Source organism: Enterobacter sp. MG-EB028, assembly GCF_056673305.1.
This window is the reverse complement of record NZ_CP195079.1, coordinates 4,119,375-4,145,203: the sequence shown is the minus strand read 5'-3', so window position 1 is coordinate 4,145,203 and position 25,829 is coordinate 4,119,375. Positions and strand designations below refer to the sequence as shown.

Here is a 25,829-nt window from a genome sequence, read left to right as displayed (position 1 = left end):
TCCTTTCAGGAATGATGCTTTTGCAACGTAGCAAGCAGACTGTCTGCACAGTATTGTCTGAGGAGTTTCTCATCCCTCTCAGGCAGGTCGCTTTGAAGAAAGGCGTCCAGACCCTCGGTATCGACACCGTTATAAATAAAAATACGGGCGGGATCGTAAAGCGCCATCGTCTTAATCGACGCATTGGTGGTGATAAGCTTCCTGTTCAGAACCAAAGCTTCCAGCGCGCGAAGCGTTAATCCATTTTGCTCAGGTTTGTTTATTTCCAGCATAACTGAACAGCGTTTGGCTTTATCAATATTGTCCAGATAGCTGAGTTTTTTATTCTGGCAATTATCTGGGTAGTTATCCTGATTATTGTACTTATCCAGCAGATAAAAATCCGTCTTATAACCGCTATTTTCGAGCACTGGTGTGAGTGTGCGAAGAACTTCTGCACGAATGGGTTCATAGCCGCCGACAAAAAAGCAGCTTTTATTTTCAGTTGCGCTCTCATTTTGAAATTGCTGAATTTCTTGCCAGCTAAAAGGCAAAAACTGCTCAATCGCATGCAGATCATAGCGCTCGCAATCAGCAGGATCAAAGCTATAAATAGCATCAAAGAAGGGGCGAACGGTGTCGATGTAATACGCATCCTGCGCCAGTTGTCCAAGAAGACGACGTTTGCGCGTCAGGGCATCCACCGAGTCGCGCAGAATCAAAACTTTTTTACACGGCATGCTGGCGACATAATCCAGGAACGGAAAAACGCTATACCCATTACAAATCACAATATCATCGGGTTTTATTGCCGATAATTTAACGGCACAGTGCGCGCGCTTATGCCATTTTTTTAACGCCTGGCCTGGCAGTAGGGCATTGACCGATTTAAAGCGTCGCATAATGCGATTAATTTGCTTGACGGGGTGATCCTTTGCAAGCGAATTAAGCATCATGATTTCGAAAGGATTGACCCATTCCAGGAAAAAATAGCGCATGGTCCCTCAGGAGAAGATAGCCGATATAGGGGGGATGATAACTTATTCTGGCAGATGGGTCATTAAACTCCCCCTCGTCCGGAGGGGGAGTAGATATTACGCCTCTTCCACGCTCACCCGCAGCGCTGCCAGCGCTTTACGCGCCGCTTTCAGCACCTGCTCACACTGCTCAATGGTCAGCGTCAGCGGCGGTTCAATGCGGATGGTTTTCGAGTTGTTGAGCGTGCCGGCCACCAGCACCCGCTGGCGGAACATCTCGCTCGCGAAGCTGTAGCCGATTTCGTTGTCGACAAACTCAATCGCCATCAGCATCCCTTTGCCGCGTGCCTCCTGCACCAGGTCCGGGTACTCACGCCCCAGCTGGCGGAAGCCGTCCAGCAGCATGTCGCCTTTCTGCTCCGCCTGCGCGGGCAGGTTTTGCTCAAGCAGCACGTTGATGGTGGCCAGCGCCGCCGCACAGGCCAGCGGGTTGCCGCCAAAGGTGGTGGTATGCAGGAACGGATTGTCGAACAGCACCGAGAACACCTCTTCCGTTGCAACCGTTGCTCCTATTGGCATCACGCCGCCGCCGAGCGCTTTCGCCAGACATAGAATGTCCGGCTGAACGTTTTCATGCTCGCAGGCAAACATCCTGCCGGTGCGTCCCATCCCGGTCTGCACTTCGTCGAGGATCAGCAGCGCGCCAAACTCATCGCACAGCTGACGCACGGCGGGCAGATAGCCCTGCGGAGGGAGGATCACACCCCCTTCACCCTGAATCGGCTCCAGGATCACCGCCGCCACGTCATCGCCGGTTTTACGGCATTCGCTCAGCACGGTGCGCATGGCGTTGATGTCGCCAAACGGCACGTGGCGAAAGCCCGGCAGCAGCGGCATAAACGGCTTGCGGAAGGTGGATTTCGCGGTCGCCGACAGTGCGCCCAGGGATTTACCGTGGAACGCGCCGCTGGTGGCGATAAAGGTGAATTTCCCGCGCGGCGACTGGTACGCTTTGGCGAGCTTAATCGCCGCTTCGACCGATTCCGTGCCGCTGTTGCTGAAGAAGCTGTACTTCAGTTTGCCGGGGGTTAAGGCCGCCAGCGTTTTCGCGAGCATGGCGCGAAGCGGGTCGAGCAGTTCCTGGCTATGGAGAGGTTGTTTCGCAAGTTGATTCTGTACGGCGGAAACCACTACTGGATTACGGTGCCCCACGTTGAAGATACCGAAACCACCCAGGCAATCTATGAACTCCTGTCCCTGGGTGTCGACAAGCGTATTAAGACTTCCCGCTTGCCACTCTACGGCTCCGTAATCCCCGCCGGCGGTAACAGATTTGCGATACTCCAGAAAACCAGGATTGACGTGCTCTTTAAAGTAATCGATGACCTCTCGGTTAAGTTGTTTCATCTCCTCATGATCGAGCGTTCGCTTCTCAATGAGATTCAGTGCGTGCGCGGTACAGGCAAGAGCCGAGGCGCTGGAAGGTAACCTGTTCAAAATGTGCTCCCGGGGATCGCGTATCACATGATACTGGTTTAAGTATTGCAGGGATTACGCCACTTCAGATGACTTAACGAAAATCGGGATAAACGCCAGGTTAAAATATTGCTGCACAATATTTAATCATGCCAATACAACCGAAACGGGATTTCGCGGAACACGGCAACATACGTTGTGAGGGGCAGAAAAGGGCAATTGCACTAAAGGAGTGCATTGCTTGCGGCTTAAGTGGGCGTTAACAGGTCATATTTTGCAGGTAATTTCTTTGTGAAAGTATTTGAAATCAATGAATTATAAAATCTCACAAAAAGTGCGGTTTAAGTGAAATCTGCGATCTCCATCAACTTTAACAACTAAAGATAAATTGTTTACCGCCGAAAAAACAATAAACCACAAAATTAACATTCGAATAACCTGCAAGGAATGCCCATCATGTCTTCTCCCTCCTTTGTCACCCAGAATAATTATCCTCTGGACGATGACACCACCTTAATGTCTACCACAGACGTCCACAGCTACATTACCCACGCCAACGACACCTTTGTGCAGGTGAGCGGCTACCAGCTTGATGAGCTGACGGGCCAGCCGCACAATATGGTGCGCCACCCCGATATGCCAAAAGCCGCGTTTGCCGATATGTGGTACACGCTGCAGCAGGGCGAGCCGTGGAGCGGGATTGTCAAAAACCGACGCAAAAACGGTGACCACTACTGGGTGCGTGCGAATGCGGTGCCGATGGTACGCCGCGGGCAGGTGACGGGCTATATGTCGATCCGCACCAAAGCCACGGAGGAAGAGATTGCCGCCGTGGAGCCGCTCTACCGGGCGCTGAATAACGGGAGCTGTAAAAAACGTATTCACAAAGGGCTGGTGGTGCGTAAGGGCTGGCGGGGTAAACTTCCTGCAATGCCGCTGCGCTGGCGGGTACGCAGCGTGATGGCGGTACTCTTTGCCGCGCTTGCCGCTACCCTGCTGACGACCTCCGCAGGCTGGGCACCGCTCGCAGCGGCTGCCGTGGTATTGCTGCTGGGTACGCTGCTGTTTGAGCAGCAGATTGTCCGCCCGATCGAGAACGTGGCGCGTCAGGCGCTGAAGGTGGCGACCGGCGAGCGTAACAGTGTGCAGCATCTGAACCGCAGCGACGAGCTGGGGCTGACCCTGCGCGCGGTAGGACAACTGGGGCTGATGTGCCGCTGGCTCATCAATGACGTCTCAAGCCAGGTGATGAGCGTCCGTGACGGCAGCGACAGGCTGGCGCAGGGGAATGAAGCGCTGAACGATCGTACGCGTCAGACCGTGGCGAACGTGCAGCAGACCGTCGCAACGATGAATCAGATGGCCGCTTCCGTTCAGAGCAACTCTGAAACCGCCGCTGAGGTGGATAAACTCTCCGTTGCTGCGAGCAGCGCGGCGACGGAGGGCGGAAACGCGATGCAGACCGTCGTCAAAACCATGGACGACATCGCCGACAGCACGCAGCGAATTGGCTCAATTACCACCCTGATTAACGATATCGCTTTCCAGACCAATATCCTGGCGCTGAACGCGGCCGTTGAAGCGGCAAGGGCCGGCGAGCAGGGAAAAGGCTTTGCCGTAGTCGCGGGGGAAGTCCGCCATCTCGCCAGCCGCAGCGCGAATGCGGCTAACGATATCCGTAAGCTGATTGATGCCAGCGCCAGCAGGGTGCAGTCCGGCTCTGAGCAGGTGCACGCCGCAGGCCGCACGATGGATGACATTGTCGAGCAGGTGAAAAACGTGACGCAGCTTATCGCGCAGATCAGCCACTCGACGTCCGAGCAGGCCACCGGACTGTCAGAATTAACCCGTGCGGTGGCGGAGCTGGACAGCATCACGCAGAAAAATGCCGACCTGGTCGAGGAGAGCGCGCACATTTCTGCCATGGTTAAACACCGCGCCGGGCGTCTTAAGGATGCGGTAACGGTGCTCCATTGAGCCAGTAGTGTTCCGGAAAAGCCGTTTATACCGTAAGGAATAAACGGCTTTTTTATTTCTGCTTGTGACTATTAATATGTTTTATTGTTAATCAGATATTAAATAACTAAAGAAAGTGCCTCAGTTATTTATTCCTGCCTAAGTCAGTTTTCCGTGATGCTATTTTGTAAAACCCTGTTCTGGTGGACTGGTAACGATCGATGAGGCGGTATTAATAGCCTCTACCTATCCATTGTGATGGTTATGAAATAAAAAAACGATCAAAGTCATAAAGTTAGCGGATTCGTTACCGATAACAGCGATCGTCTGAGAAATAATCACATCGATGGAGAAAATATGTTCTTACATGACGTAAAGATCGGCACGAAATTATTTCTGGCGTTTGGATTCTTTATTGTCCTGATGGTAGTTAGCGCCAGTATGTCCTTACTGAGTCTGAACCGGGCTAACAACGGGATGCAATCCATCATTACCCATGATTATCCGACCACGGTAAAAGCGAACCAGTTAATCGACAACTTCCAGGAATTTATTAGCACTCAGCAGCTCATGTTGCTGGATGATAAGGGAACGTACACGGCGCAGTCGCAGCAGCATCTTAAAACGATCAGCGAACATATTACGTTGATTCTGGGTGAGCTAAACAGCGTGTTGCAGGATCCGAAATCACAGCAGGTCCTTGCCGAGATCCGCGACGTTCGTCAGCAGTATCTGGACTCGCGCTATCGCATTTTGCAGGCGGTGCAGAACAACGATCGCGCGGCTGCAATCCAGGAGATGATGACCCGCACCCTCACCGTACAGCAGGCCTATAAAGCCAAAGTGCAGGAGCTGATTGCGATTCAGAACCATGAGATGCAGAGCGCAGGGAAGCAGGTGGAAGGTGACTTTAAATCCAGCCGGCTGCTGCTGATCCTGATCACCCTGTTTAGCGTTGCGGCGGGCAGCCTGATTGGCTGGTTTATCGTGCGCGCTATTACTCGTCCGCTCGGCGAGGCGGTGAATTTTGCCAATGCCATTTCAGAGGGCGACCTGACGGGCAGCATCACGCCGCACGGCAAGGACGAAACGGGCCTGTTGCTGCACGCGCTGATGGAGATGAAAAACCGCCTGCTGGACATTGTGCAGCAGGTGCAAACCGGCTCGGAGAATATCTCCAGCGCGGCCGCGCAGATTGTCGCCGGGAACCAGGATCTGGCCGCGCGCACCGAAGAGCAGGCCAGCTCCGTTGAACAGACCGCCGCCTCGATGGAGCAGATCACCGCGACGGTGAAAAACACCGCCTCGCACACCGGCGAAGCGACCAACCTCTCGGCAGATGCCGCCACGGTGGTCAAAAACAACGGGGAGATGATGAAGCAGGTGACCAGCAAAATGCGCCTGATTAACGAGACGTCGAACCGAATGTCCGACATTATCGACCTGATCGACGCCATTGCCTTCCAGACCAACATTCTGGCGCTGAACGCGGCGGTGGAAGCGGCGCGTGCCGGCGAACACGGCCGTGGTTTTGCGGTGGTGGCCGGCGAGGTGCGCCAGCTTGCCCAGAAGAGCGCGTCGTCAGCCAGTGAAATCCGCGAGCTGATCGAGAGCTCCACCAGCCAGACCCAGGACGGGATGAACCTGGTGGAAAAAGCGAGCGCTCTGATCAACGGGATGGTCGGCAACGTGGAGGAGATGGACGTGATCCTGCGCGAGATCCGCCAGGCCAGCCACGAGCAGACGGAAGGGATCTCACAGATCAACAGCGCGATTGGCCTGATTGATGCCACCACCCAGCAGAACTCTGCGCTGGTGGAGGAGTCCGTCGCGGCGGCGGCATCCCTTAACGAGCAGGCGATGCACCTGAAAGAGCTGGTACGCGTCTTCCGCGTGAGCGAGCACGCGCCGGCTTAATCCAGCTGGGAGATCTCCAGCGCCGCGCGGTCGATTACGCCGATAATCTGCTTGAGCTGCGCGTCGCTGAGCTCTCCCTGATTTACCTTCAGATCTAACACCGCTTTAAAGTTATCCAGCGCCCGCTTCATCTGCGGGTTTTTGCGCAGCTGAAAGCCGACGCTGCGCGCTTTAATACGCACCTGGATCTGTTCCAGCTGTTCCCGGTTTTCGTCCAGCCAGCGTTGTCCTGCAGCTGTAATCGCAATCTTCTTACGACCGCTTTCTTCTTCCGTGATGGTGATAAAGGTCTGATCCTGAAGATAATCCAGGGTTGGATAGATCACACCTGGGCTCGGAGTGTAGTTCCCCTGAGTCAGATTCTCGATCTCTTTGATCAGCTCATAGCCGTGGCTCGCGCTGCGGGTCAGGATGTCCAGGATCACCAGCCGCAGGTCGCCGTGGCCGAAAAAGCGCGGTCGGCGTCCGCCGCCATCGTGTTCGTGTCGCATAGTAGTCTCTTTAATTTGATATATCTAAACTATATCTAAGATATATTCAGATGCAATCTAAAAGATCTTGCATTTTTACTGATTAGTAATCATTATCATTTAAAAATCAGTTTCGATATATCGTATTCACAAGACAAGAGGCTAAAAATGGCATCTACCCGTTACCCACAGCGCGTGCGTAATGACCTGCGCTTTCGCGAGCTGACGGTGCGTCGCGTTGAGCGCATCAGCGCAGGCTTTCAGCGCATTGTTTTAGGCGGCGAGGCGCTGGAGGGCTTTAGCTCCCGCGGTTTCGACGACCACACCAAAGTCTTTTTCCCGGCACCTGGCACCACGTTTGTTCCACCGGTGGTCACCGATGAAGGCATCGACTGGGGCGACGGCGTGCGTCCGCAGGCGCGCGACTATACGCCGCTGTACGATGAGGCAAATCATGAGCTGTTGCTCGATTTCTTCATTCATGACGGCGGGGTTGCCAGCCGCTGGGCGGTCGAGGCGAAAGCGGGCGACAGGCTGACTATTGGCGGCCCGCGCGGTTCGCTGGTGGTGCCGGAGGATTACGCCTGGCAGCTGTACGTGTGCGACGAGTCCGGCATGCCCGCGCTGCGTCGGCGCTTAGAGAGCATTGTTAAACTGCCGGTTCGCCCGGAGGTTCATGCGGTAGTGACGGTCGGGGACGAATCTTACAAAGGCTATCTGGCGCACCTGAGCGAATTCAACATCACATGGGTGGTGGGCCACAACGCGCAGGCGGTAGCGGACCATCTGGCGGCGCTGACCGTTCCGGCTGAGGATTACTTTATCTGGCTGACCGGGGAAGGGAAGGTGGTGAAAAGCCTGAGCCGCCAGTTTGAAACCGACGCGATTGACCAGCAGCTGGTGCGTGCCAGCGCATACTGGCACGCTAAATAATCAGGCTGCCGAATCCAGCTGCGCTTCGTTCACCTGATGTTCGAGCGAGGCGCGGACCTCGTGCAGCGCTTTCTCCTGCTGAGCGAAGTACGCTTCCATATTGCTCAGCGAAGAGACCAGCAGCCAGGACTCCTCTTTCTCCAGCTCCGCCAGCTCGTGCACTAAGGTATCGATTTGCTCGCGGACCTGCGCCATTTTTTTACGGATACGTTCCAGATCGTTCAGCCTGTCGCTTGCCATCAATGGCTCGAAGCCCTGCTGCAGGCGGGCCACCAGCGAGCGAATGGCTTTTACGTCGCCGCGCTGCTTCGCCTGGTTGAGCTGCACCATCATCGCGTTGGCTTCCTCTTTTAGATCGTCTGCGACTAAATCCGGATGGCAGAGCTTGCTCGCCTGCCGCCAGAGGCGCTTGAGCTCGTTTTGATCCTCTTCCGAGAGATCTTTCCCCTTACGCAGACGCACTTCGGCATCGTGATGCTGTTCGCGATACTTCTCGTACTCTTCGTTGGCCTCGTCGCGGGCCTGCCGGGCAGGCTCCTCTTCGCGCGTTAAGCCGCTCTCCAGCTCAAGCGCTTCGGCCAGCAGGTTGGCAATCAGATTACTTTGCTGCTCAAGATGCTTGCGCGCCTCAGCGGCCTGTACGGAGTCGGCCGGAAGGTCGCGCCAGCGCTGGGTGAGCGTAGCCAGCACCTCTACCGCCTGCGCCATATACCGCTGGCAGCGACGGTAATCTTCCTCGCGACGACGCGCCTCCGCCTGCTGACGACGCAGGTTCAGCTCCGCCAGGGTTTTACGCAGGGCGAGGATCTGCTGCATCAGCGGGCCCAGCCGTGAAAAATACAAATCGTTGAACTCATCAAGCTGCTGTACGCGTGCGTTGCGGCGGTCAATCAGATCGCGCAGTCGCTCTTCCAGCGCCTTCAGCTCCAGCTTGCTGGCGGCCACCTGCGGATCGCGCCATTGGGTCACGGCGCGCTGGCCCTGCAGCCAGGCGGTAATGGCCGCCATCGCCGCGGTGTAGTTCTTTTGCTCAAGCATCACGACGATTGCCTGTAGCTCATCGTCAAACGCTTCATTTTTCAGGCGTGTCAGCTGGCTCTGGATGATGTCGTCATCTTCCAGTTCAATGGCATTTTTAATGATTTCTAGCCGTTTGATCGGTGTGCTCATGATGCCTTTCGCTTTGGCGCTTAAGTATTTGAGTTAAGGGTAGTTGTTGTAAAAGCTACAGGAAATAATACACACGGATGATGATCGGCGCGATGGGGGATTTCTTTAGATTTTACAGAGTGTGAAGATGGGCGCGTAACAGATGAAATGAGCAGGTTGCTTTTAATAGTAAGCGTTAATTCATTGAAATAAATAACAATAGTTTTTAAAGCAAGACAAGTCCCTACGTAAAATTACCAGGTAAAACGCGTATTCCTCCGAATAGTTTGCCTTTTCGGGAGTGCTTATGCTTCGTCTCACTGACATTTTTTCCTGACCTCGGCAGACGATGGTTCGCCGTGCGGAATATTTTTTCAACGGAGTGTAGATGAAGATGAAAGCTATTGTAGTCGCCCTGCCGATCGCGATGATCCCGGCTACCGTTCTGGCGGCAAATACGGAAGAAGGGTATTACGGTTCCGCAAAATATCTCCAGGTTGAACAACGTGCAAAGGAGATGGATACCAGCGCACGTCCTGGGGTAGGGCAGTTTGTGGGCGGTAAAGAGAAAGAGCACTTTGGCGGCGCGGCGATTGCTGCGGGCTATCAGTTTGGTAACGGCTGGCGTACAGAGGGTGAATATACCTTTAAACAAAAGACGGAGTACACCAGCGGCTCCAGCACATTCGCTAATAGCTTTAATCACTTACAGACTGAAACTGAACGTCTGATGCTGAATGTCTATCGCGATTATGAATTGGGCTACGGTGTGTCTGTTTACGGTACTGCCGGGCTTGGCGTGAGTAAAATCAAAGCGGGCGGCTGGCAGGGTAACGCCGGACGTGAATATGCCTCGACAACACAAAGCAATCTGACTTATGCGTTAGGGGCGGGCGTAAGCTACATGCCGGTTGAGCGTCTGTATGTTGATCTGGGCTACCGTTATATCGATATGGGTAAGATCGAAAGTGGGTATAACAACTTCACTAACGCGCGTGGCTTAAAAGACGAACAGATGAAAGCGCATATTGTCTCTAATGAATTTACCCTTGGCATGCGTTATGTCTTTTAACCTGTTGTAAGTTTTTACTGTCTTTAAAACAGGGCCAACGCCGCGTGAATGCGGCGTTGGCTTTTTTGTTCTTGTCGCAGAACGCTTTCATCAGCTCATCTCGCTGTAGATCCCCACCACGCGGCCCACCGTTTTTATCTCGTCGATACCGCACTCAAAGGGAACTTTACCGCCCGCCACGTGGAGTTTTTTACCCGGTAGCAGCGTTAAGTCGCGGATGCTGGTGGTCCCTTCAATCTCAACCAGCCACAGGCCGTCGGTTAACGACGCCTCTTTTTCGATAAAGTGCAGCTTCCCCTCCGCCCGGACGGCAATGCCGCGAGCCAGCGGTTTGCTAAAGACAGCTGAATCGATACTCAAAATAGTATTTTCTTCCAGTCTTCCATCACTGAGTGTGAACATGGAAACTGAAACGGGGTCGCCCGAGGCGGGGTTACCTTCAAACTGCGCGCCTTGCCCGGTCATCAGCCAGCGCAGGCTGGCACCGGTGTCCAGCGCGCACTGAACCGCGAAGTCGTAAGAGACAGTACCGCGCGCGTAGCGGTTCTGAAGCGAGCTGGCGGCGATATTAAAGTGCCGGGCCAGCTGGATTTTCTGCGTGAAACCATATACCTGACAGATTCTATCGAGTAACTCTTCATTATTCACTTGAGAATCTAAGATCAAAATATATTCCTTTGGGTGTTTACTAATACTCAATTGGGTATTAATATCATTGCAAATTCGAGCAATCAGCGGCAGACGTTGGCAAACAGAGGCTAAAGATTGCAGACATTATCAAAATGGGAATTTTGCAGCATGGCTTGTGAAATCGCAATCATCAAACGGCGGAAAATGCCGGGCTATATCTGTTTTCTGCAAGGTAGCGGCTGGCCATTCGGCCTGCGCGGATTCACGCGAGAGGGTATATGGCAATAGAAGCTGCCCGAGCAAGGGTTCCGCTCAGCGTGGGGGCACGCCTCAGTGGACTTAACCACGTCGCGGAACTGCGCGCCAGATACTGGAGCGACAGCGGAAAAGAGCTGGCGCGGTTTATGGCCGAGATGCGCGACAAGCGCGATCCCTGTTTTGAAGAAAACAGCAGGGCGCTGGCCGCCATCTTTTTCCTGGCGAGATTGCCCGTCGCCCGTCATGAGTGCGATATCAGCGAGCTGACGACCGAGGAGAAAAGGGCGCTGATTATCGCCATGAACCATTTTCGCGCTGTCGTGAGTTTATTTCCTGAACGGCTGACCCTGCCGATCTAACCCAACCCGAAACCTATTGGCGTAAACCCGCCGGGCAATCTATTGCCTGAATTTAAGGAGAAAGCGTGATGCGAAACGGTGAAAACCGCCCTAATCCGATCGGAAGTGAAGAACTAAAACGCCTGCTGATGGAGGCAAAAACAGAGGAACGATGCGCGCGAGCCCTTGCGGTCTCCCTGCGCCTGGAGGCGCTGGCGAGCCATATTTTCAAAACCGGCATGAGCGGAGAAGACGTTGCCGAACTGCTGTGCCACGAGGCGGCCCGCTACGAACGTGAATCTCAGGAGCTGCACTGATGGCCGATTATATCGATCTTGCGCAGGCGCGCGAGCAGGAAGACAGAGAGCGCCACATTAACAGTGCCCGCAGACGGCCCGCATCGCCTTCGCGTTTCCTCTGCGAGGACTGCGATGCACCGATACCTGAGGCGCGTCGAAAGGCGGTGCCTGGGGTGGCCTTGTGCATCACCTGCCAGGAGATCGCGGAGATGAAAAATAAACACGTCCGGGGAGGATGAGTTGGCGACGTCATTTGCTTATCCGTGGAATGCTCCACGGTCGGCCATTGCCAGCCCTTACCTCACGCACGCCCAACAGCAGCGTCGCGATCGCCTCTTCGCGGCGCTGCATCAGGCAAGAATGGCCCTCTCACAGCAGCCTGACTGCGTGCGCTTCGAGGTCTGGCGCACGGTTGACACCCTCGAAAAGCATCGGGGCAGCCTGCAGGCCAATGCTTTCTTGATCCGCTTCTGCAAAAGAATGTTGCCCCGCCTGCGCCTGATCTCTGAACGCTATTCCTGCGCGGGCCTCCACAACACGGTCTCCAGGGCCGTGTTTGACGGCCATTTCGACACCCAGATTCTGCAATACCTTGCCTCACGGATGGTCGAGCTGGTTGCCCGCTATAACCGTCTTCCGGATATGTCCCGTGCGGATATCGACCTGCTGGCCGCTGATATCGCCAGCTTTATTCGTGGCGAGCTGGCGAATATTAACGATGCTGAGATGGGCGAATACCGGACGCTTTACGTCTGGTACCAGCGCGCCGGACTGATCGCCCGACAGTTCAACGTGTCACCTCCCCACTGGGAGCGGGTGTCGAAGACGTTTTTCAACAAAGATGACGTTGCCGCGGCGGTGATCCGCATGTTTTCCGAGGCGTGGTGGCGCGGGCGCCTGCGTCGGATCGCGGCGGCCTGGCGCGAGCATTTGCAGATTGCGCTCGGCAACGTCAGCAAAAAGAGAACAGCGTATGCGAGCAGGCGCTGCGTGACCGAGTGGCGCGAGCAGAAGCGCCGAACCCGGGAATTCCTTAAGGGCATGGAGCTTGAAGATGAAGAGGGCAACCGCATCAGCCTGATTGAAAAATATGATCGTTCAGTAGCTAACCCGGCGATACGCCGCTGTGAACTGATGACCCGCATCCGCGGGTTTGAAAATATCTGCGGGGCGCTGGGCTATGTGGGTGAATTCTATACCTTAACCGCGCCCGCGCAGTATCACGCGACCGTGAAGTCGGGCTACCCCAACGCGAAGTGGAACGGGGCCAGCCCGGCGGATACGCAAGGCTACTTTACCCGTCTCTGGGCGCGTATCCGGGCAAAACTCCACCGGGACGGGCACCGTATTTTTGGTATCCGCGTCGCCGAACCCCATCACGACGGTACGCCCCACTGGCACATGCTGATGTTTATGCTGCCGGAAGATGTCGAATGCGTTCGCCAGATTATCGGGGATTACGCACGGCTGGAGGATGCCGTTGAGCTGCAGAGCGAAAGCGCCAGAAGGGCGCGTTTTCATGCGGAAGCGATCGATCCGCAGAAAGGCAGTGCTACGGGCTATATAGCCAAATACATCTCAAAGAATATCGACGGCTATGCGCTTGATGGCGAGACCGATAGCGAAAGCGGCGGGCTTCTGAAGGAGATGGCGTCCGCCGTTTCGGCCTGGGCGGGACGCTGGCACATTCGTCAGTTTCAGTTCATCGGCGGCGCGCCGGTAACGGTCTACCGCGAGCTGCGCCGTCTGGCGGATGCCGAGGCCGCGCGCGGCTTGAGCATTGAGTTTGCCGCCGTCCATGATGCCGCCGACGCCGGTGATTGGGCGGGTTATGTCACAGCGCAGGGCGGGCCGCTTGTCCGGCGCGACGATTTACAGGTGCGTACGTTGTATGAGCCGCGCGCCGGGTTTAACCAGTACGGCGAGGAAACCGTTCGTATTCGTGGCGTGTACGATTCCGCCGTCGGCGCGGGTAGCCCGATTATAACCCGGCACACCCAGTGGAAAATTGTGCCGAAGCGGGCCGTGGAGGTTAAGGATACGCCTGAGCCCTCTCGGAGTTCTGTCAATAACTGTACGCAGGACGATCTGTCTAAGCCCCTTAGCCGGCATGCGAGACGGGCATTAACCGAACGCATCAAATTCATCCGCCCAGGCCCGTCGTCGCCCATAGTCTTCGCGAGCGACCCGCAGAACGGGGTACCAGAGAAGGTGATTGACGAAATACGGCTCTCAACCGGGATAGCCATCAGCCGGGGCGAGGCCCTGCATCTTATGGCGGGAGGCGTCAGCCGCTTTAACGACAAATGGTGCAGGGGCGCAGCTGACGGATCGCTATTTCCTGCGGCGTGTTCTTATCAGGAAAAGGCGCGGAAAATCCTTGAACGTATTGGGTATTTAACGGATCTGTTAACCCGGCGAGCACGCTAATCTTCATCGATATCATGCACATACCGTGAAGTGTTCTGATTTTTCGCTTCACTCTTTTTATGAATACATGCTACTGTATGTTTATACAGTATCTCGTGGTGGAGGTTGTGTGGACAGAGAGTTGAACGAGCAGGTCATGATTGAACGAGTCGAGATGATTGCTCGGCTGACGACAGAAGGAACGTGTCAGGAAAGAGATCGTGAGATTGCCCTGAATTTGATTGCCGAGATTGCGCGGGGAAATTTAATCAAGAACAACGCCTTTACCGTTGTTTTCTCGGCATCGCCTGTTCCGGAACGAGTTAAAAAAGAAAGTAACGTTCGGGTGAACATTACTCTCGATAAAGATCGGCTGGCTGGCCAGTCCGTCGCCGAAGCCTTTCAGAGCGAACTGACCCGCAGGATTGGATCCCTGTTTCCGTCAACGCGGGTGACCGTGAAAATAGGCTCGGTGACGGGTGTGGAGCTCCAGGGGCTTGAAAAAGAGGCCGATCGCGAGGCGCTGGACACTATTCTCCGGGAGGTCTGGGAAGACGAGAGCTGGCGCTAGCCCCGGTTTTATTACCCGGACCGAACACCCTCATTAGATTTTTACGCTCCTATTGAACCGCGCTTCGCTTCTCGCGGACGGTCTGTTGTGTCCGCGAGCGTCCATCCGTCAGCGATAGCGAAAAGCCTGCTGGCCCGGGAAACTCTACAGTACCTTGAAACCGGATGTTGGGAGCGTCTGATGAAAATCTATGCAATGCAGGGGGACACGCTTGATGCCGTTTGCGCCCGCTTTTATGGGCGCACGGCTGGCGTCGTTGAAGCCGTTCTGGAGGCCAACTCTGGCCTCGCGGAGTCAGGGGTTATCTTGCCTCACGGCACGCCGGTAGAGATGCCGGAGGTGGATACCGCCCCCACAAAAGAATCCGTAAACCTATGGGACTGAGCCTGGAGAAAATCACCACGTTTATCGCCTACTGGCTGGCCGTGGCGCTGGCCTGGTTCGGGGCGATGTCTCCTGAAAAAGTGGCGCTGTACGTGGGAAGTCTTTGCGCCATTTTTACCGCGCTGACGAATTACTGGTTTAAGCGAAAAACCTGGCGCTATCTCAAATCTCTTGGCCTCGATAAGAAGAGCATTCGTGAACTCAATCATTAAGCGTTGCAGTATCGCCGGCGTGCTGGCCCTGGCGGTGCTGATGCCTGACTTTCGGTTACTGAAAACCTCCCCGGATGGGCTGGCGTTGATTGCCGATCTCGAAGGATGCCGCCTCTCGCCCTACAGGTGTAGCGCCGGCGTATGGACGTCAGGCATTGGCCACACGGCAAACGTTGTGCCCACGCGGGACATTACGGAGCGTGAGGCCGCGGCAAACCTGGTCGCTGATGTGCTCAACGTGGAGCGGCGGCTGGCGGCGTGCGCGCCGGTAGAAATGCCGCCACGGGTCTACGACGCGCTGGTGAGCTTCACGTTTAATGTCGGCGCAGGCGCTGCCTGTCGTTCGACGCTGGTGTCGTTTATCAAGCGTAAACAGTGGTCGCAGGCGTGCGAGCAGCTTACCCGCTGGGTGTACATCAACGGCGTCAAAAATGCCGGGCTGGAAAATCGTCGCGTCCGCGAGAAGGCCTGGTGCATGAAGGGGCTGCAATGAGAGCCCTCATGCTGGCGCTGGCCGGGCTGCTGGCTATCACGCTGTGGCTTCGTCATGACAACCTGAACCTGTCTCGTTCCTTGGCCACGGCTAACCGGGTCGCCAGCGAGCAAAAAACGGCCCTCGCCACGCTTAACCAGCAGCTGTCCCTGTCACAACGGATAGCCCGATCAAACGAAAACGCCCAGGTCAGGCTCCGTGAGGCGCTTGTCACTGCGGGTGAGGAGAGCGCGAGACGGGAAGCCACTATCGGGAGATTACTTAATGAAAATGAAGCGTTACGCCGCTGGTATAGTGCTCGGCTGCCTGATGCTGTCCGCAGGTTGCACACCCGCACCGCCTGCGCCTCCGCAGCCCATTGTTTACCACGCCTGCCCGAAAGTGAGCCTCTGCCCGATGCCGGGCAGCGAACCCGCCACTAACGGCGATCTCAGCGCGGATATTCGCAGGCTTGAGTATGCCCTTATCGCCTGCGCGCTGCAGGTTGAAACCCTTAAAAACTGTCAGGATAAACTCGATGCACAAACTCAAGAGCCTGCGTCAGGCATTAATTGACGCGATCCCCCAACTGAACACCAGCCCGGAGCGCCTGCAGATGTCGGTCGGAAGCGGGCATATTGACGCCCGCCTGGCCTCCTCGCTCTCCTTTGAAAAACACTATCAACTGAATGCAAAGGTCAGCGGTTTCACCGGTGACAGCGAGGGATTTTTCGTTCCCGTGCTGGCCTGGCTTCGGGAAAACCAGCCGGACATTTTTACCCTTGATGAAGGCCGTAAAAACGGATGTTCCTTCACGATCGTCTTAAACGATGACGATACGATGGATATCAGCGTCAGTTTGCAATTAACCGAGCGCATTCTCGTTTCCCAGGAGCAGGGCGCTCTGCACGCGACGTATTCCCCCGAACCGCCGCTGCCGGAGCCCGTCACGCGTCCGACGTCGTTGTACATCAACGGTGAGCTGGTCAGCCAGTGGGAGGCGTAATTTCCCCCGCGCCGTGTTGTTTCATCCCGCATAAAACCTCGTCTCGTTGCTGCCGTTCCTCCTGAACGGCATTCTCTTCTCATGAATACATTAACTTCCATGAACGGTATCGCTCGCGCGATCCGCAATCTGATTCGTATCGGTGTTGTGACCGAGGTTGACCTCAACAGAGGGCTTTGTCGTGTCCAGACCGGCGGGATGAAAACTACCTGGCTGAACTGGCTAACCTGTCGTGCGGGACGTTCGCGCGTCTGGTGGGCGCCTTCCGAGGGCGAGCAGGTGCTGCTGCTGGCCATCGGAGGCGAGCTTGATACCGCCTTTGTGCTGCCCGGCATTTTCTCGGACGACCATCCGGCCCCGTCCGGGTCGCCTGACGCGTTCCACGTCTCGTTTCCTGACGGCGCGGTGATCGAGTACGAACCCGAACGCGGGGCGCTGACGGTTACAGGCATTAAAACGGCCGACATTACCGCCTCGGAATCGCTGACCGCCACCGTGCCGGAGGTGCGGGTGACGTCAACTTCCCGCATCACGCTGGATACGCCTGAAGTGGTGTGTACCAACAAGTTAATTACCGCCTCTCTTGAAGTGCAGCAGGGCGGTGTGATGGCCGGAAATATTGAGCATTCCGGCGGTAAATTCACCTCCAACGGGGTGCAGGTGGACAACCACGCGCACGGCAGCGTGCAAAGCGGCGGAAGCTGGACTAAGGGGACACAATGACGGTGCGATACAGGGGAATGAACAGGCAGACCGGGCTGAGCATTTCAGAGGCTGAACACATCCGGCAGAGCGTGCGCGACATTCTGGTCACGCCGATTGGCTCGCGGGTTATGCGCCGGGACTACGGCTCGCTGCTGGCGGCGATGATCGACAGGCCGCAGAGCCCGGCGCTGCACCTGCAAATCATGTCCGCATGCTATTCCGCCATCCAGAAATGGGAGCCGCGGATAAGCCTGACGGCCATCACTTTCGAGCGTTCGGAGAACGACGGGACGTTGTATGTCGATATCACCGGCACGCGCCCGACCTCCGGACAATCCTTTTCTATCACCATTTCACTGAGTTAAACGCTATGGCTATTGTTGATCTGAGCCAGCTCGCCGCGCCTGATGTCGTGGAGGAGGTGGATTATGAAACGCTGTTGGCAGAACGAAAGGCCACCTTTGTCTCGCTCTATCCCGAAGAGGAGCGAGAGGCGATTGCGCGGACGCTGACGCTGGAGTCAGAGCCGATTGTGAAGCTCCTGCAGGAGAATGCCTACCGGGAAGTCATGTGGCGTCAGCGGGTTAACGAGGCCGCGCGTGCGGTCATGTTGGCCTATGCAGCGGGCAGCGATCTGGACCAGATTGGGGCAAACGCTAACCTTGCGCGTCTGGTGATCGCCTCTGCCGACGACACCACGTTCCCACCCACGCCGGCTGTGATGGAGTCCGATACCGATTTTCGTCTGCGCATCCAGCAGGCGCCGGAAGGGCTGAGCGTGGCCGGTTCGACGGGCGCGTACCAGTTCCATGGCCGCAGTGCCGATGGCCGGGTAGCGGACATCTCCGTCATCAGCCCGCAGCCGGCGAACGTCACGATCTCCGTGCTCTCCCGGGAGAATAACGGCATAGCGTCTGAAGAGCTGATCGCTATTGTTCGTAATGCCCTCAACGATGAAGACGTCAGGCCCGTTGCCGACCGCGTTACCGTCCAGTCGGCCAAAATCGTTGACTACAGCATTGAAGCATCGCTTTTCCTTTTCCCCGGCCCTGAAAGCGAGCCGGTACTCAATGCGGCAAGAGCCCGGTTACAGGCCTATATCACGGCTCAGCATCGGCTTGGACGCGATATTCGCAAATCTGCCATTTACGCCGCTCTTCACGTGGAAGGGGTGCAGCGGGTAGAACTGACCGCACCCGCGGCTGACATCGTGCTTGATGAAACTCAGGCCTCATGGTGCAGCCACTACAGCGTAACCGTGGGAGGCAACGATGAGTAACACCCGCCTTTTACCGGTTGGCTCATCGCCGCTTGAGGTGGCGGCAGCGCGCGCCTGTGCGGATATAGAAAATACGCCCGTTCCGCTGCGCCACCTCTGGAATGTGGACACCTGCCCGGCGAATTTACTGCCGTGGCTGGCTTGGGCATTTTCGGTTGACCGCTGGGACGAGAGCTGGCCGGAAGCCACCAAGCGGGACGTGATCCGCGCGGCGTGGTTTATCCATGCCCACAAAGGGACGATTGGCGCCGTGCGTCGCGTGGTGGAGCCGCTTGGCTATCTGATCAACGTCACCGAGTGGTGGGAAACCAACGATCCGCCCGGCACCTTTCGCCTTGATATTGGCGTGCTGGACACCGGTATCACCGAGGAAATGTATTACGAAATGGAGAGGCTGATTGCTGATGCAAAGCCTGCCAGCCGCCACCTTATTGGCCTGAATATCATCCAGGACATTCCGGGTTATCTCTATACCGGCGCCCTGAGCTATGACGGCGACATCATTACGGTTTATCCCGGATAAGTGAGAGCACAATGACAGTGAAATATAAAACGGTTATCACCAAAGCCGGTGCCGAAAAACTGGCTGCAGCGACCGTCCCGAACGGCAAGAAAGTGAATTTTACGGCGATGGCGGTGGGTGACGGTGGGGGCACGTTGCCGGTGCCTGATGCCGGGCAGACGAAGCTGGTTAATGAAGTCTGGCGCCATGCGCTTAATAAAATCAGCCAGGATAATAAAAAGCAGAACTATGTGATCGCAGAACTTCTTATTCCTCCTGAAACCGGCGGTTTCTGGATGCGAGAGATGGGGCTCTATGATGACACGGGGACACTGATTGCCGTTGGGAACATGGCTGAAAGCTATAAGCCGTTGTTAGATGAGGGATCTGGGCGTGCGCAGACTGTGAGAATGGTGATCATGGTCAGCGATATCGCCTCGGTCGAGCTTACGATAGATACGTCTACGGTAATGGCAACCCAGGAGTACGTTGATGAGAAGCTTGAAGAGCATGAGCAGTCTCGTCGCCATCCTGATGCCACGCTGACGGCTAAAGGGTTTACTCAGCTTAGTAGTGCGACTGATAGCTCCTCTGAAGCGCTGGCGGCAACGCCGAAAGCGGTTAAGGCGGCGAATGACAATGCTAATGGTCGCGTGCCATCAGGAAGGAAGGTTAACGGGCGACCGCTGACGGAAGATATTAGTATTACCGCGCAAGATATTTTTAATGGTCAGGCTGTTAGCATTGGAAATGCCATAGATCTCAATGCTCTGACAACACCAGGACTTTACTATCAAACTGCAAATGTTCAGGCTGCTTCCGGGAAGAACTATCCAGAACCTGCCGCTGGTTCGCTTGAAGTTTACAAACATGCAGGTATTACACAGGTTTATCGGATATATTCTAATTCCGGTTCCTACATCCGTACGTTTTACAACAGTGTTTGGTCAGGCTGGAGAATGCAGTATGACGCAGACCACAAACCCACACCTGCTGAAATCGGTGCGGTATCTGCACAAGGGGGAGATTATAATGGGGTTCTCCGGTTTGGTAGTGTAGGAACCGTGCCAACAGAAAGAAACTCGGCGAAACTTATTAGCGCTCAGCCATCTGGTGCGGGAGGAATCGTCTCTGGTGCTATGTTTGAATGGTACGATAATTCAATGGCTATTGGCCTTACCAGAGGTAATAGCACTGACGCGACAGGTTTCTCGATTTGGTTGAATAATAAGAATCTTTTTAATATTGACCCTTCCGGAAATACTGGAGTTGCAGGTAATTTAGTTACTGTAGGTAGTATTTATTCAAATTACGTACAAACATCCGGAGATTTGCGTTCTGAGCGCAATATTAGCAGTAAAGGGTTAATTCAGGCTGGGAGTGGATTGTTCGATACTCCAGGTGTGCGAGTCTACTCACCTAATAACCCACCCCCACAGCAGGATTTGAGCCCTTATGCACGACAGGACTGGACGTTACAATACTTTGTCCGTGATGTCGCAATGGGGGCGGAGGGGGCATTTATCATTACGCAAAACGGTTGGCAGCGGGTTCCTGCTGGCTGCGCAATGACGGGGTGGAATGCTGAAGGCCAAAACCCCGGCGGCGATACGATTTTTTACCGCCCAATTCAGAAATATATGTCTAATATCGGATGGATTACTGTAGGTCATACAGCATGATTACACTTAAAAATTTCGTTCAGTATGAACCAGAATTTAAAGAGTTCTTGTTTAACGCTATATTTCTTCAGTCAGATGAAGGGCTTGACTGGTATTACCATATGTCACGCTTTCAGGCCGACACCTTAAAGATTTGCTACGACAAAAATAACATTATTCGCTCTTTCAGTAATCAGGCTGATCGCCTCTTTCCTCTTGGTATGTCAGTTTCCGAAGTTGATCCAACAGACGTGCCAGAAGGGCTGAATATACACGGTGAGTGGGTATGGAATGGCACTAAAATTATTCCACGCCAGCTCACCAATGAGGAGTTAATTCAACAGGTGCAAACAAGAAAAACTGAATTGCTTGCTGATGCTTCCGAGGCTATCGCTCCTCTCCAGGATGCCTTCGAGCTCGGCATTGCAACAGACGAGGAAGCTGCCAGGTTGTTACTCTGGAAGCGCTATCGGGTGATGCTAAACCGGCTGGATCTCAGCGTTTCACCAGAGATTGAATGGCCCGAACGCCCCGCCTGACCCCAAACCCTCCATCCGGAGGGTTTTTCGTTTGTTGTGCAATCCTTTCCCCAACCCCAATACGTCGCATCAATCGCGCGCTCCACAGACAATAGCCTCACCACTAAACGAAGGAGTTAACCGGATGGGCGACTATCACCACGGCGTGGAAGTTATCGAAATCAACGATGGCATCCGCACCATTTCCACCGTCTCGACGGCAATCATCGGCATGGTCTGTACGGCCAGCGATGCTGACGACAAGACATTTCCTTTAAACGAGCCTGTGCTCATTACCAACGTGCAAAGCGCGATTGCGAAAGCCGGCAAGGCGGGGACGCTGTCCGCTTCTCTGCAGGCGATCGCCGACCAGTGTAAACCGGTTGTCGTGGTTGTTCGCGTGGCTGAAGGCACTGCAGAGACCCCGGAAGAGGCACACAAACAGACCATTTCCAACATCATCGGTACCACCGATGAAAACGGTAAATACACCGGTCTGAAGGCGCTTCTCACGGCGAAAACGGTGACCGGCGTTAAGCCACGCATTCTCGGCGTACCGGGGCTGGACTCTCAGGAAGTGGCAACCGCGCTGGCCGCCACGTGCCAGAGCCTGCGCGCGTTTGGCTATGTCAGCGCATGGGGTTGTAAAACCATTTCTGAGGCGATCAACTACCGCAAAAACTTCAGCCAGCGCGAGCTGATGGTTATCCACCCTGATTTTCTGGCGTGGGATACCACCACGAACGCGACGACAACGGCCTGGGCGACCGCCCGTGCGCTTGGCCTGCGCGCCAAAATCGACCAGACAATGGGCTGGCATAAAACCCTGTCAAACGTTGGCGTTAACGGCGTCACTGGCGTAAGCGCTTCTGTCTCCTGGGATCTGCAGGAACAGGCCACAGACGCGAACCTGCTTAACCAGGCTGGCGTCACCACGCTTATTCGCAACGACGGCTTCAAATTCTGGGGTAACCGCACCTGCTCAGACGATCCGTTATTCGTCTTTGAAAACTACACCCGTACCGCGCAGGTGCTGGCCGATACCATGGCGGAAGCGCACGCGTGGGCGATGGATAAACCCATCACGCCAACGCTTATCCGCGACATCGTCTCCGGTATTAATGCCAAGTTCCGCGAGCTGAAAACCAACGGCTATATCGTCGACGGCTCCTGCTGGTATGACCCTGAGTCGAACGACGCATCAACCCTGAAAGCGGGGAAACTGTATATCGATTATGACTACACCCCTGTCCCGCCGCTGGAAAATCTGACCCTGCGCCAGCGCATCACCGATACCTATCTGGCAGACCTGTCAGATTCGGTTAATAGCTAAGGAGCTGAAGCATGGCGTTACCACGCAAACTGAAATATCTGAATATGTTCAACGATGGCCTGAGCTACATGGGCGTTGTTGAGTCTGTCACCTTGCCGAAGCTTACCCGCAAGCTGGAGAAGTATCGCGGCGGCGGTATGCCCGGCTCGGTCTCTGTCGATCTCGGCCTGGACGATGATGCCCTGGCGCTGGAGTGGACCGTTGGCGGGCTGCCGGACGCCGCGCTGTGGGCGCAGTATGCCTCTCCGGGCGCGGACAGCGTGCCGCTGCGCTTTACCGGCTCTTATCAGCGCGATGACACCGGCGAAATTTCCGCCGTCGAAATCGTCATGCGTGGCCGTCATAAAGAGTTTGATGGCGGTGAAAACAAGCAGGGCGAGAGCGGCACCACCAAGATGTCCACCGAGTGCGCCTACTACCAGCTGACCATTGATGGCAAAGAGCTCATTGAAATCGACATCATCAACATGGTGCTGAAAGTCGACGGCGTCGATCGCCTGGCAGAACACCGTAGGGCCATCGGCCTGTAACCCTTTAACCGGCCGGGATCGCCGGCCGGTAAGTTAACTTTCTGAAGAGTAACGAAATGGAAAATATCAACGAGACCGCCATGAACGAAAACCTACATATTGTCACGCTTGATAGCCCCGTTCAGCGCGGTGAGCAAAAAATTGAAAAGGTGACCGTTTCAAAACCGAATGCCGGGACCCTGCGAGGGGTATCGCTGGCGTCGCTGGCGCAATCTGATGTGGATGCGCTGATCAAGGTGCTGCCGCGAATGACCTCGCCAGCCCTGACCGAGCACGAGGTTGCGCGCCTGGATGCCTGCGATCTGCTCTCTTTTGCAGGCAAGGTGATCGGTTTTTTGTCACCGGCTTCGGCTCGCTGAAATTTCCTGAAAATCTATCGGTCGACGATCTGATGGCGGATATCGCGGTGATCTTTCACTGGCCGCCGTCAGAGCTGTACACCCTGAGCGTGACCGAACTCCTCTTATGGCGCGAAAAAGCGCTGCAGCGAAGCGGAAACCACCATGAGTAATAATGTCAGACTTCAGGAGCTGCTTAAGGCTGTCGACCGGGCAACCCGACCGCTTAACGCTCTCCATAACGCCAGCCTTACTCTCGCGAACGATATCCGCGACGCGCAGGCGGCACTTGGGGCGCTCGATGAGCAGGCGGGGCGTATCAACGGCTTCAGGAAAGCAAACGGCCAGCTCGCCATGACGGAGCAGTCCCTTGCTCAGGCGAAACAGCAGGCCGCGGCGCTGGCGGTGCAGTTCAAAAACACGCAAAACCCCACCCAGGCACAGGCTGATGCGCTGTCCGCGGCCCGAAAATCGGCAGCCGATCTTAAGCTTGAGTACAACAGCTTACGTTACTCGGTACAGCGTCAGCGTGCTGAGCTCGCGCGGGCGGGAATAAACACGCGCACGCTCTCAACGGACGAGCGTCGTCTACGAACCAACATCGGCGAGAAAACGCAGCAGCTTAACCGGCAGCGGGATGCGCTGGCCCGCGTCAACCAGCAGCAGGAGCGGCTGAGTACCGTGCAGAACCGCTACGAGTCAGGCAAGCGCGCTGTCGCGCGGGTGCAGCAGCTGGCTAATGCGGGCGTGGGTATGGCAAAAGCGGGCTTTGACCAGACGTCCCGCTTTATGGCGCCTGGCATCAGTTTTGAAAAGCAGATGTCTGCCATTCAGGCAAACCTTGGTCTGGCGAAGGGGGATTCCCGGCTTGAGGCCATTCGCCAGCAGGCGCGGGAGGTCAGTGCCAGCACCGGAGTACCTGCAGATACGGTCCTCCGGGCACAAACCGAACTGACTCGTTCAGGCTATGATGCCGATGGGCTGCTTGCGGCCACCGCGCCAACGGTCAACCTCAGCCTGGCGGGGAGTGTCGACGCGGCTAAAGCGGCCGATATTATCAGCAGCACGCAGGCCGCGTACAGCCTGGCCGATGCGGACGCGGGACGCATCGCAGATGTGCTTACGCGCGGTTCTACCTCTTCAAATACCAGCCTCGCTGAGATGGCGGCGGCCCTGAACGCCGCTGCGCCAGCCGCGGACGCCGCTGGTATCGGGCTTGAAGAGACAACGGCGCGGCTTGGCGTTTTGGCGGAAAAGGGGATGTACGGTGCCGCCGCCGGGGACGCGCTCAGCGCGATGTTGCGCCAGGTTCAGACTCCGGGTGCCATAAAAGCCGCGGGGGCGCTGGCTTCCGCTGCGGGTGATGGATCGCTTGATGAAAAACGCCAGCAGTTGCAGGGGGCAAAGGGCAGTACCGCGCTCGCGGCTTCCGTGCAGACCGATAATCTTGACGGCGATATCAACCGATTCCAGGCCGCGTGGAGCGGGTTGAAGATTGATGTATTTGATAAAGCGGATGGCGCTCTGCGCAACCTGATAACAACCGCAACCGGCTGGCTTAGCACGGCTTCCCTTTGGGTGAATGCCAACCCTGAGCTGACGCAGACCCTCGCCAGCATTGTTGTCGGTGCGCAGGCGTTTGCTGGCGTACTGGGCGGCGTAGGAACGGTTATCGCCCCGGTTCTGACGGGCGTCAATATGGTTATTACCGCGGCCGGGATGTTGGGAACGGTATTCAGCGTGGTGGGCGGCGCCATCATGACGGTGCTGGGTGCCCTTAGCTGGCCGGTGATTGCCCTTGGCGCGGCGATTGCCGCCGGAGCCTTGCTGATTTTTAAATACTGGGAACCCATCAGCGCCTTCTTTGGCGGGGTGATGGAAGGGCTTTCGACGGCCTTCGCACCGCTGGGGGCGCTGTTCTCACCGGTGATAACGGTATTTGATGCTATCTCGGAGAAGCTGGGCGGTATCTGGCAATGGTTCACCGACTTAATCACGCCGATCAAGGCGACGCAGGAAACGCTGGATGGCTGTAAAAATGCTGGCGTGATCTTTGGGCAGGCGCTGGGCGATGCGTTAACGGCACCGCTTGATCTCTTTAACAGCCTGAGCGGCAAGGCCAGCTGGCTGCTGGAGAAGCTCGGTCTGATCAAAAACGAGTCGGGCGATCTCGACGCCGCTGCGGCAAAAGCAGAAGCGGCATCCTCCTCTCCTGCGGGCAGCTCTTATATTCCGGGTACGGGGACCTATGGCGGCTATCAGGGGTATCAGCCAACCATCGCCACAGGGGGACGCTCTTACGTCGATCAGAGTAAAAGCGAGTACAACATCACGCTGCAGGGGGGCACGGCCTCCGGAATGGATCTGACGCGTCAAATCCGGGAGGCAATAGAAAACAGTGAACGTGATAAAGCGAGACGGCAGCAATCCAGCTTTTTGTATGGTTGAGGAGAGA

Annotated in this window: 31 protein-coding genes; 26 read left to right on the top strand and 5 right to left on the bottom strand. The window is 55.8% G+C overall.

The window, feature by feature from the left end:
• Positions 1-5: 5 nt before the first annotated feature.
• Together ACR42C_RS19620 and ygjG are read right to left on the bottom strand one after the other, a co-directional pair.
• The gene (locus ACR42C_RS19620; protein ID WP_320719935.1) at positions 6-977 is read right to left on the bottom strand and encodes a WaaS/CpsH family glycosyltransferase; all 972 of its coding nucleotides are present in this window, start codon (positions 975-977) and stop codon (positions 6-8) included.
• Positions 978-1,073: 96 nt separating this feature from the next.
• Entirely contained in the window at positions 1,074-2,453 is a 1,380-nt protein-coding gene (gene ygjG, locus ACR42C_RS19615; RefSeq protein WP_052682963.1) for a putrescine aminotransferase, read from the bottom strand.
• Between the two features lie 435 nt (positions 2,454-2,888).
• Between ygjG and ACR42C_RS19610 the strand changes: the two genes are divergently transcribed.
• Positions 2,889-4,409, top strand: a complete 1,521-nt coding sequence (locus ACR42C_RS19610; protein ID WP_479984480.1) for a methyl-accepting chemotaxis protein — start codon at positions 2,889-2,891, stop codon at positions 4,407-4,409.
• Positions 4,410-4,745: 336 nt separating this feature from the next.
• Positions 4,746-6,305, top strand: a complete 1,560-nt coding sequence (locus ACR42C_RS19605; protein WP_302220270.1) for a methyl-accepting chemotaxis protein — start codon at positions 4,746-4,748, stop codon at positions 6,303-6,305.
• Here the strand turns inward: ACR42C_RS19605 and ACR42C_RS19600 are convergent.
• On the bottom strand, positions 6,302-6,796 hold the full coding sequence (locus tag ACR42C_RS19600) for a PadR family transcriptional regulator (RefSeq protein WP_316379889.1): 495 nt from the start codon (positions 6,794-6,796) through the stop codon (positions 6,302-6,304). The genes ACR42C_RS19605 and ACR42C_RS19600 overlap by 4 nt on opposite strands.
• Positions 6,797-6,943: 147 nt before the next feature.
• Between ACR42C_RS19600 and ACR42C_RS19595 the strand changes: the two genes are divergently transcribed.
• Positions 6,944-7,708, top strand: a complete 765-nt coding sequence (locus ACR42C_RS19595) for a siderophore-interacting protein (RefSeq protein WP_316379890.1) — start codon at positions 6,944-6,946, stop codon at positions 7,706-7,708.
• On the opposite strand, the gene ACR42C_RS19590 is transcribed toward ACR42C_RS19595, so the two are convergent.
• Positions 7,709-8,878, bottom strand: coding sequence for a DNA repair protein (locus ACR42C_RS19590; protein ID WP_316379891.1), 1,170 nt, complete (start codon positions 8,876-8,878; stop codon positions 7,709-7,711).
• A 367-nt stretch (positions 8,879-9,245) separates the two neighbouring features.
• On the opposite strand from ACR42C_RS19590, the gene ACR42C_RS19585 reads away from it, so the two are divergent.
• A complete protein-coding gene (locus ACR42C_RS19585; RefSeq protein ID WP_163329713.1) occupies positions 9,246-9,929 on the top strand; it encodes an outer membrane protein in 684 nt (227 codons plus the stop codon).
• 90 nt (positions 9,930-10,019) lie between these two features.
• Here ACR42C_RS19585 and ACR42C_RS19580 read toward each other — a convergent pair whose 3' ends face one another.
• Positions 10,020-10,595 (bottom strand): phage repressor protein CI, encoded by a 576-nt coding sequence (locus ACR42C_RS19580; protein ID WP_320719930.1) that lies wholly within the window; start codon positions 10,593-10,595, stop codon positions 10,020-10,022.
• A gap of 242 nt (positions 10,596-10,837) precedes the next feature.
• Here ACR42C_RS19580 and ACR42C_RS19575 point away from each other — a divergent pair, with 242 nt between their 5' ends.
• The 22 genes from ACR42C_RS19575 (at position 10,838) to ACR42C_RS19470 (ending at position 25,822) form a co-directional block, all read left to right on the top strand.
• Positions 10,838-11,176 carry a DUF5347 domain-containing protein gene (locus ACR42C_RS19575; protein WP_316379893.1) on the top strand — a complete coding sequence of 113 codons (339 nt, stop codon included), beginning with the start codon at positions 10,838-10,840 and terminating at the stop codon, positions 11,174-11,176.
• A 68-nt stretch (positions 11,177-11,244) separates the two neighbouring features.
• On the top strand, positions 11,245-11,472 hold the full coding sequence (locus tag ACR42C_RS19570) for a DUF2732 family protein (RefSeq protein ID WP_233002877.1): 228 nt from the start codon (positions 11,245-11,247) through the stop codon (positions 11,470-11,472).
• Entirely contained in the window at positions 11,472-11,693 is a 222-nt protein-coding gene (locus tag ACR42C_RS19565; protein WP_233002766.1) for a TraR/DksA family transcriptional regulator, read from the top strand. Before ACR42C_RS19570 ends, ACR42C_RS19565 begins: the two co-directional genes overlap by 1 nt.
• 1 nt (position 11,694) lies before the next feature.
• Positions 11,695-13,884, top strand: coding sequence for a replication endonuclease (locus ACR42C_RS19560; RefSeq protein WP_479984479.1), 2,190 nt, complete (start codon positions 11,695-11,697; stop codon positions 13,882-13,884).
• A gap of 109 nt (positions 13,885-13,993) precedes the next feature.
• The gene (locus ACR42C_RS19555; RefSeq protein ID WP_320719927.1) at positions 13,994-14,434 is read left to right on the top strand and encodes a DinI-like family protein; all 441 of its coding nucleotides are present in this window, start codon (positions 13,994-13,996) and stop codon (positions 14,432-14,434) included.
• A 180-nt stretch (positions 14,435-14,614) separates the two neighbouring features.
• Entirely contained in the window at positions 14,615-14,818 is a 204-nt protein-coding gene (locus ACR42C_RS19550) for a tail protein X (RefSeq protein WP_069732677.1), read from the top strand.
• Complete coding sequence (locus tag ACR42C_RS19545) at positions 14,809-15,030, top strand: phage holin family protein (protein WP_006178624.1); 222 nt, start codon at positions 14,809-14,811, stop codon at positions 15,028-15,030. Before ACR42C_RS19550 ends, ACR42C_RS19545 begins: the two co-directional genes overlap by 10 nt.
• Positions 15,014-15,523 carry a lysozyme gene (locus ACR42C_RS19540; RefSeq protein ID WP_479984478.1) on the top strand — a complete coding sequence of 170 codons (510 nt, stop codon included), beginning with the start codon at positions 15,014-15,016 and terminating at the stop codon, positions 15,521-15,523. Before ACR42C_RS19545 ends, ACR42C_RS19540 begins: the two co-directional genes overlap by 17 nt.
• Complete coding sequence (gene lysB / locus ACR42C_RS19535; protein WP_316379897.1) at positions 15,520-15,945, top strand: Rz-like lysis system protein LysB; 426 nt, start codon at positions 15,520-15,522, stop codon at positions 15,943-15,945. The genes ACR42C_RS19540 and lysB overlap by 4 nt, the downstream gene beginning before the upstream one ends.
• Complete coding sequence (lysC, locus tag ACR42C_RS19530) at positions 15,833-16,078, top strand: Rz1-like lysis system protein LysC (RefSeq protein ID WP_233002771.1); 246 nt, start codon at positions 15,833-15,835, stop codon at positions 16,076-16,078. Before lysB ends, lysC begins: the two co-directional genes overlap by 113 nt.
• Positions 16,041-16,508, top strand: coding sequence for a phage tail protein (locus ACR42C_RS19525; RefSeq protein ID WP_479984477.1), 468 nt, complete (start codon positions 16,041-16,043; stop codon positions 16,506-16,508). The genes lysC and ACR42C_RS19525 overlap by 38 nt, the downstream gene beginning before the upstream one ends.
• A gap of 81 nt (positions 16,509-16,589) precedes the next feature.
• A complete protein-coding gene (locus tag ACR42C_RS19520; RefSeq protein WP_136484961.1) occupies positions 16,590-17,231 on the top strand; it encodes a phage baseplate assembly protein V in 642 nt (213 codons plus the stop codon).
• Positions 17,228-17,578: a GPW/gp25 family protein gene (locus ACR42C_RS19515; RefSeq protein WP_479984476.1), complete on the top strand. Its 351-nt coding sequence runs from the start codon at positions 17,228-17,230 to the stop codon at positions 17,576-17,578. The genes ACR42C_RS19520 and ACR42C_RS19515 overlap by 4 nt, the downstream gene beginning before the upstream one ends.
• Positions 17,579-17,583: 5 nt before the next feature.
• On the top strand, positions 17,584-18,492 hold the full coding sequence (locus ACR42C_RS19510; RefSeq protein WP_479984475.1) for a baseplate assembly protein: 909 nt from the start codon (positions 17,584-17,586) through the stop codon (positions 18,490-18,492).
• Complete coding sequence (locus ACR42C_RS19505; protein ID WP_193031393.1) at positions 18,485-19,015, top strand: phage tail protein I; 531 nt, start codon at positions 18,485-18,487, stop codon at positions 19,013-19,015. Before ACR42C_RS19510 ends, ACR42C_RS19505 begins: the two co-directional genes overlap by 8 nt.
• An 11-nt stretch (positions 19,016-19,026) precedes the next feature.
• A complete protein-coding gene (locus ACR42C_RS19500; RefSeq protein ID WP_479984474.1) occupies positions 19,027-20,676 on the top strand; it encodes a phage tail-collar fiber domain-containing protein in 1,650 nt (549 codons plus the stop codon).
• Complete coding sequence (locus ACR42C_RS19495) at positions 20,673-21,194, top strand: tail fiber assembly protein (RefSeq protein WP_479984473.1); 522 nt, start codon at positions 20,673-20,675, stop codon at positions 21,192-21,194. Before ACR42C_RS19500 ends, ACR42C_RS19495 begins: the two co-directional genes overlap by 4 nt.
• 124 nt (positions 21,195-21,318) lie before the next feature.
• A complete protein-coding gene (locus ACR42C_RS19490) occupies positions 21,319-22,506 on the top strand; it encodes a phage tail sheath protein (protein ID WP_479984472.1) in 1,188 nt (395 codons plus the stop codon).
• Positions 22,507-22,517: 11 nt separating this feature from the next.
• Complete coding sequence (locus ACR42C_RS19485) at positions 22,518-23,036, top strand: phage major tail tube protein (RefSeq protein WP_479984471.1); 519 nt, start codon at positions 22,518-22,520, stop codon at positions 23,034-23,036.
• A gap of 56 nt (positions 23,037-23,092) precedes the next feature.
• Positions 23,093-23,395 (top strand): phage tail assembly protein, encoded by a 303-nt coding sequence (locus tag ACR42C_RS19480; RefSeq protein WP_479984470.1) that lies wholly within the window; start codon positions 23,093-23,095, stop codon positions 23,393-23,395.
• A 32-nt stretch (positions 23,396-23,427) separates the two neighbouring features.
• Positions 23,428-23,547, top strand: coding sequence for a GpE family phage tail protein (locus ACR42C_RS19475; RefSeq protein WP_041908052.1), 120 nt, complete (start codon positions 23,428-23,430; stop codon positions 23,545-23,547).
• Positions 23,540-25,822 (top strand): phage tail tape measure protein, encoded by a 2,283-nt coding sequence (locus ACR42C_RS19470; RefSeq protein ID WP_479984469.1) that lies wholly within the window; start codon positions 23,540-23,542, stop codon positions 25,820-25,822. Before ACR42C_RS19475 ends, ACR42C_RS19470 begins: the two co-directional genes overlap by 8 nt.
• The last annotated feature ends 7 nt before the right edge of the window (positions 25,823-25,829 follow it).

Excerpts from the sequence above, each read along its gene's own strand:
- ACR42C_RS19620 (WP_320719935.1), bottom strand. The coding sequence starts at position 977 with ATGCGCTATTTTTTCCTGGAATGGGTCAATCCTTTCGAAATCATGATG.
- ACR42C_RS19610 (WP_479984480.1), top strand. The coding sequence starts at position 2,889 with ATGTCTTCTCCCTCCTTTGTCACCCAGAATAATTATCCTCTGGACGAT.
- ACR42C_RS19605 (WP_302220270.1), top strand. The coding sequence starts at position 4,746 with ATGTTCTTACATGACGTAAAGATCGGCACGAAATTATTTCTGGCGTTT.
- ACR42C_RS19600 (WP_316379889.1), bottom strand. The coding sequence starts at position 6,796 with ATGCGACACGAACACGATGGCGGCGGACGCCGACCGCGCTTTTTCGGC.
- ACR42C_RS19595 (WP_316379890.1), top strand. The coding sequence starts at position 6,944 with ATGGCATCTACCCGTTACCCACAGCGCGTGCGTAATGACCTGCGCTTT.
- ACR42C_RS19590 (WP_316379891.1), bottom strand. The coding sequence starts at position 8,878 with ATGAGCACACCGATCAAACGGCTAGAAATCATTAAAAATGCCATTGAA.
- ACR42C_RS19585 (WP_163329713.1), top strand. The coding sequence starts at position 9,246 with ATGAAGATGAAAGCTATTGTAGTCGCCCTGCCGATCGCGATGATCCCG.
- ACR42C_RS19575 (WP_316379893.1), top strand. The coding sequence starts at position 10,838 with ATGGCAATAGAAGCTGCCCGAGCAAGGGTTCCGCTCAGCGTGGGGGCA.
- ACR42C_RS19570 (WP_233002877.1), top strand. The coding sequence starts at position 11,245 with ATGCGAAACGGTGAAAACCGCCCTAATCCGATCGGAAGTGAAGAACTA.
- ACR42C_RS19565 (WP_233002766.1), top strand. The coding sequence starts at position 11,472 with ATGGCCGATTATATCGATCTTGCGCAGGCGCGCGAGCAGGAAGACAGA.
- ACR42C_RS19550 (WP_069732677.1), top strand. The coding sequence starts at position 14,615 with ATGAAAATCTATGCAATGCAGGGGGACACGCTTGATGCCGTTTGCGCC.
- ACR42C_RS19545 (WP_006178624.1), top strand. The coding sequence starts at position 14,809 with ATGGGACTGAGCCTGGAGAAAATCACCACGTTTATCGCCTACTGGCTG.
- lysB (WP_316379897.1), top strand. The coding sequence starts at position 15,520 with ATGAGAGCCCTCATGCTGGCGCTGGCCGGGCTGCTGGCTATCACGCTG.
- lysC (WP_233002771.1), top strand. The coding sequence starts at position 15,833 with ATGCTGTCCGCAGGTTGCACACCCGCACCGCCTGCGCCTCCGCAGCCC.
- ACR42C_RS19525 (WP_479984477.1), top strand. The coding sequence starts at position 16,041 with ATGCACAAACTCAAGAGCCTGCGTCAGGCATTAATTGACGCGATCCCC.
- ACR42C_RS19520 (WP_136484961.1), top strand. The coding sequence starts at position 16,590 with ATGAATACATTAACTTCCATGAACGGTATCGCTCGCGCGATCCGCAAT.
- ACR42C_RS19515 (WP_479984476.1), top strand. The coding sequence starts at position 17,228 with ATGACGGTGCGATACAGGGGAATGAACAGGCAGACCGGGCTGAGCATT.
- ACR42C_RS19510 (WP_479984475.1), top strand. The coding sequence starts at position 17,584 with ATGGCTATTGTTGATCTGAGCCAGCTCGCCGCGCCTGATGTCGTGGAG.
- ACR42C_RS19505 (WP_193031393.1), top strand. The coding sequence starts at position 18,485 with ATGAGTAACACCCGCCTTTTACCGGTTGGCTCATCGCCGCTTGAGGTG.
- ACR42C_RS19500 (WP_479984474.1), top strand. The coding sequence starts at position 19,027 with ATGACAGTGAAATATAAAACGGTTATCACCAAAGCCGGTGCCGAAAAA.
- ACR42C_RS19495 (WP_479984473.1), top strand. The coding sequence starts at position 20,673 with ATGATTACACTTAAAAATTTCGTTCAGTATGAACCAGAATTTAAAGAG.
- ACR42C_RS19490 (WP_479984472.1), top strand. The coding sequence starts at position 21,319 with ATGGGCGACTATCACCACGGCGTGGAAGTTATCGAAATCAACGATGGC.
- ACR42C_RS19485 (WP_479984471.1), top strand. The coding sequence starts at position 22,518 with ATGGCGTTACCACGCAAACTGAAATATCTGAATATGTTCAACGATGGC.
- ACR42C_RS19480 (WP_479984470.1), top strand. The coding sequence starts at position 23,093 with ATGGAAAATATCAACGAGACCGCCATGAACGAAAACCTACATATTGTC.
- ACR42C_RS19475 (WP_041908052.1), top strand. The coding sequence starts at position 23,428 with ATGGCGGATATCGCGGTGATCTTTCACTGGCCGCCGTCAGAGCTGTAC.
- ACR42C_RS19470 (WP_479984469.1), top strand. The coding sequence starts at position 23,540 with ATGAGTAATAATGTCAGACTTCAGGAGCTGCTTAAGGCTGTCGACCGG.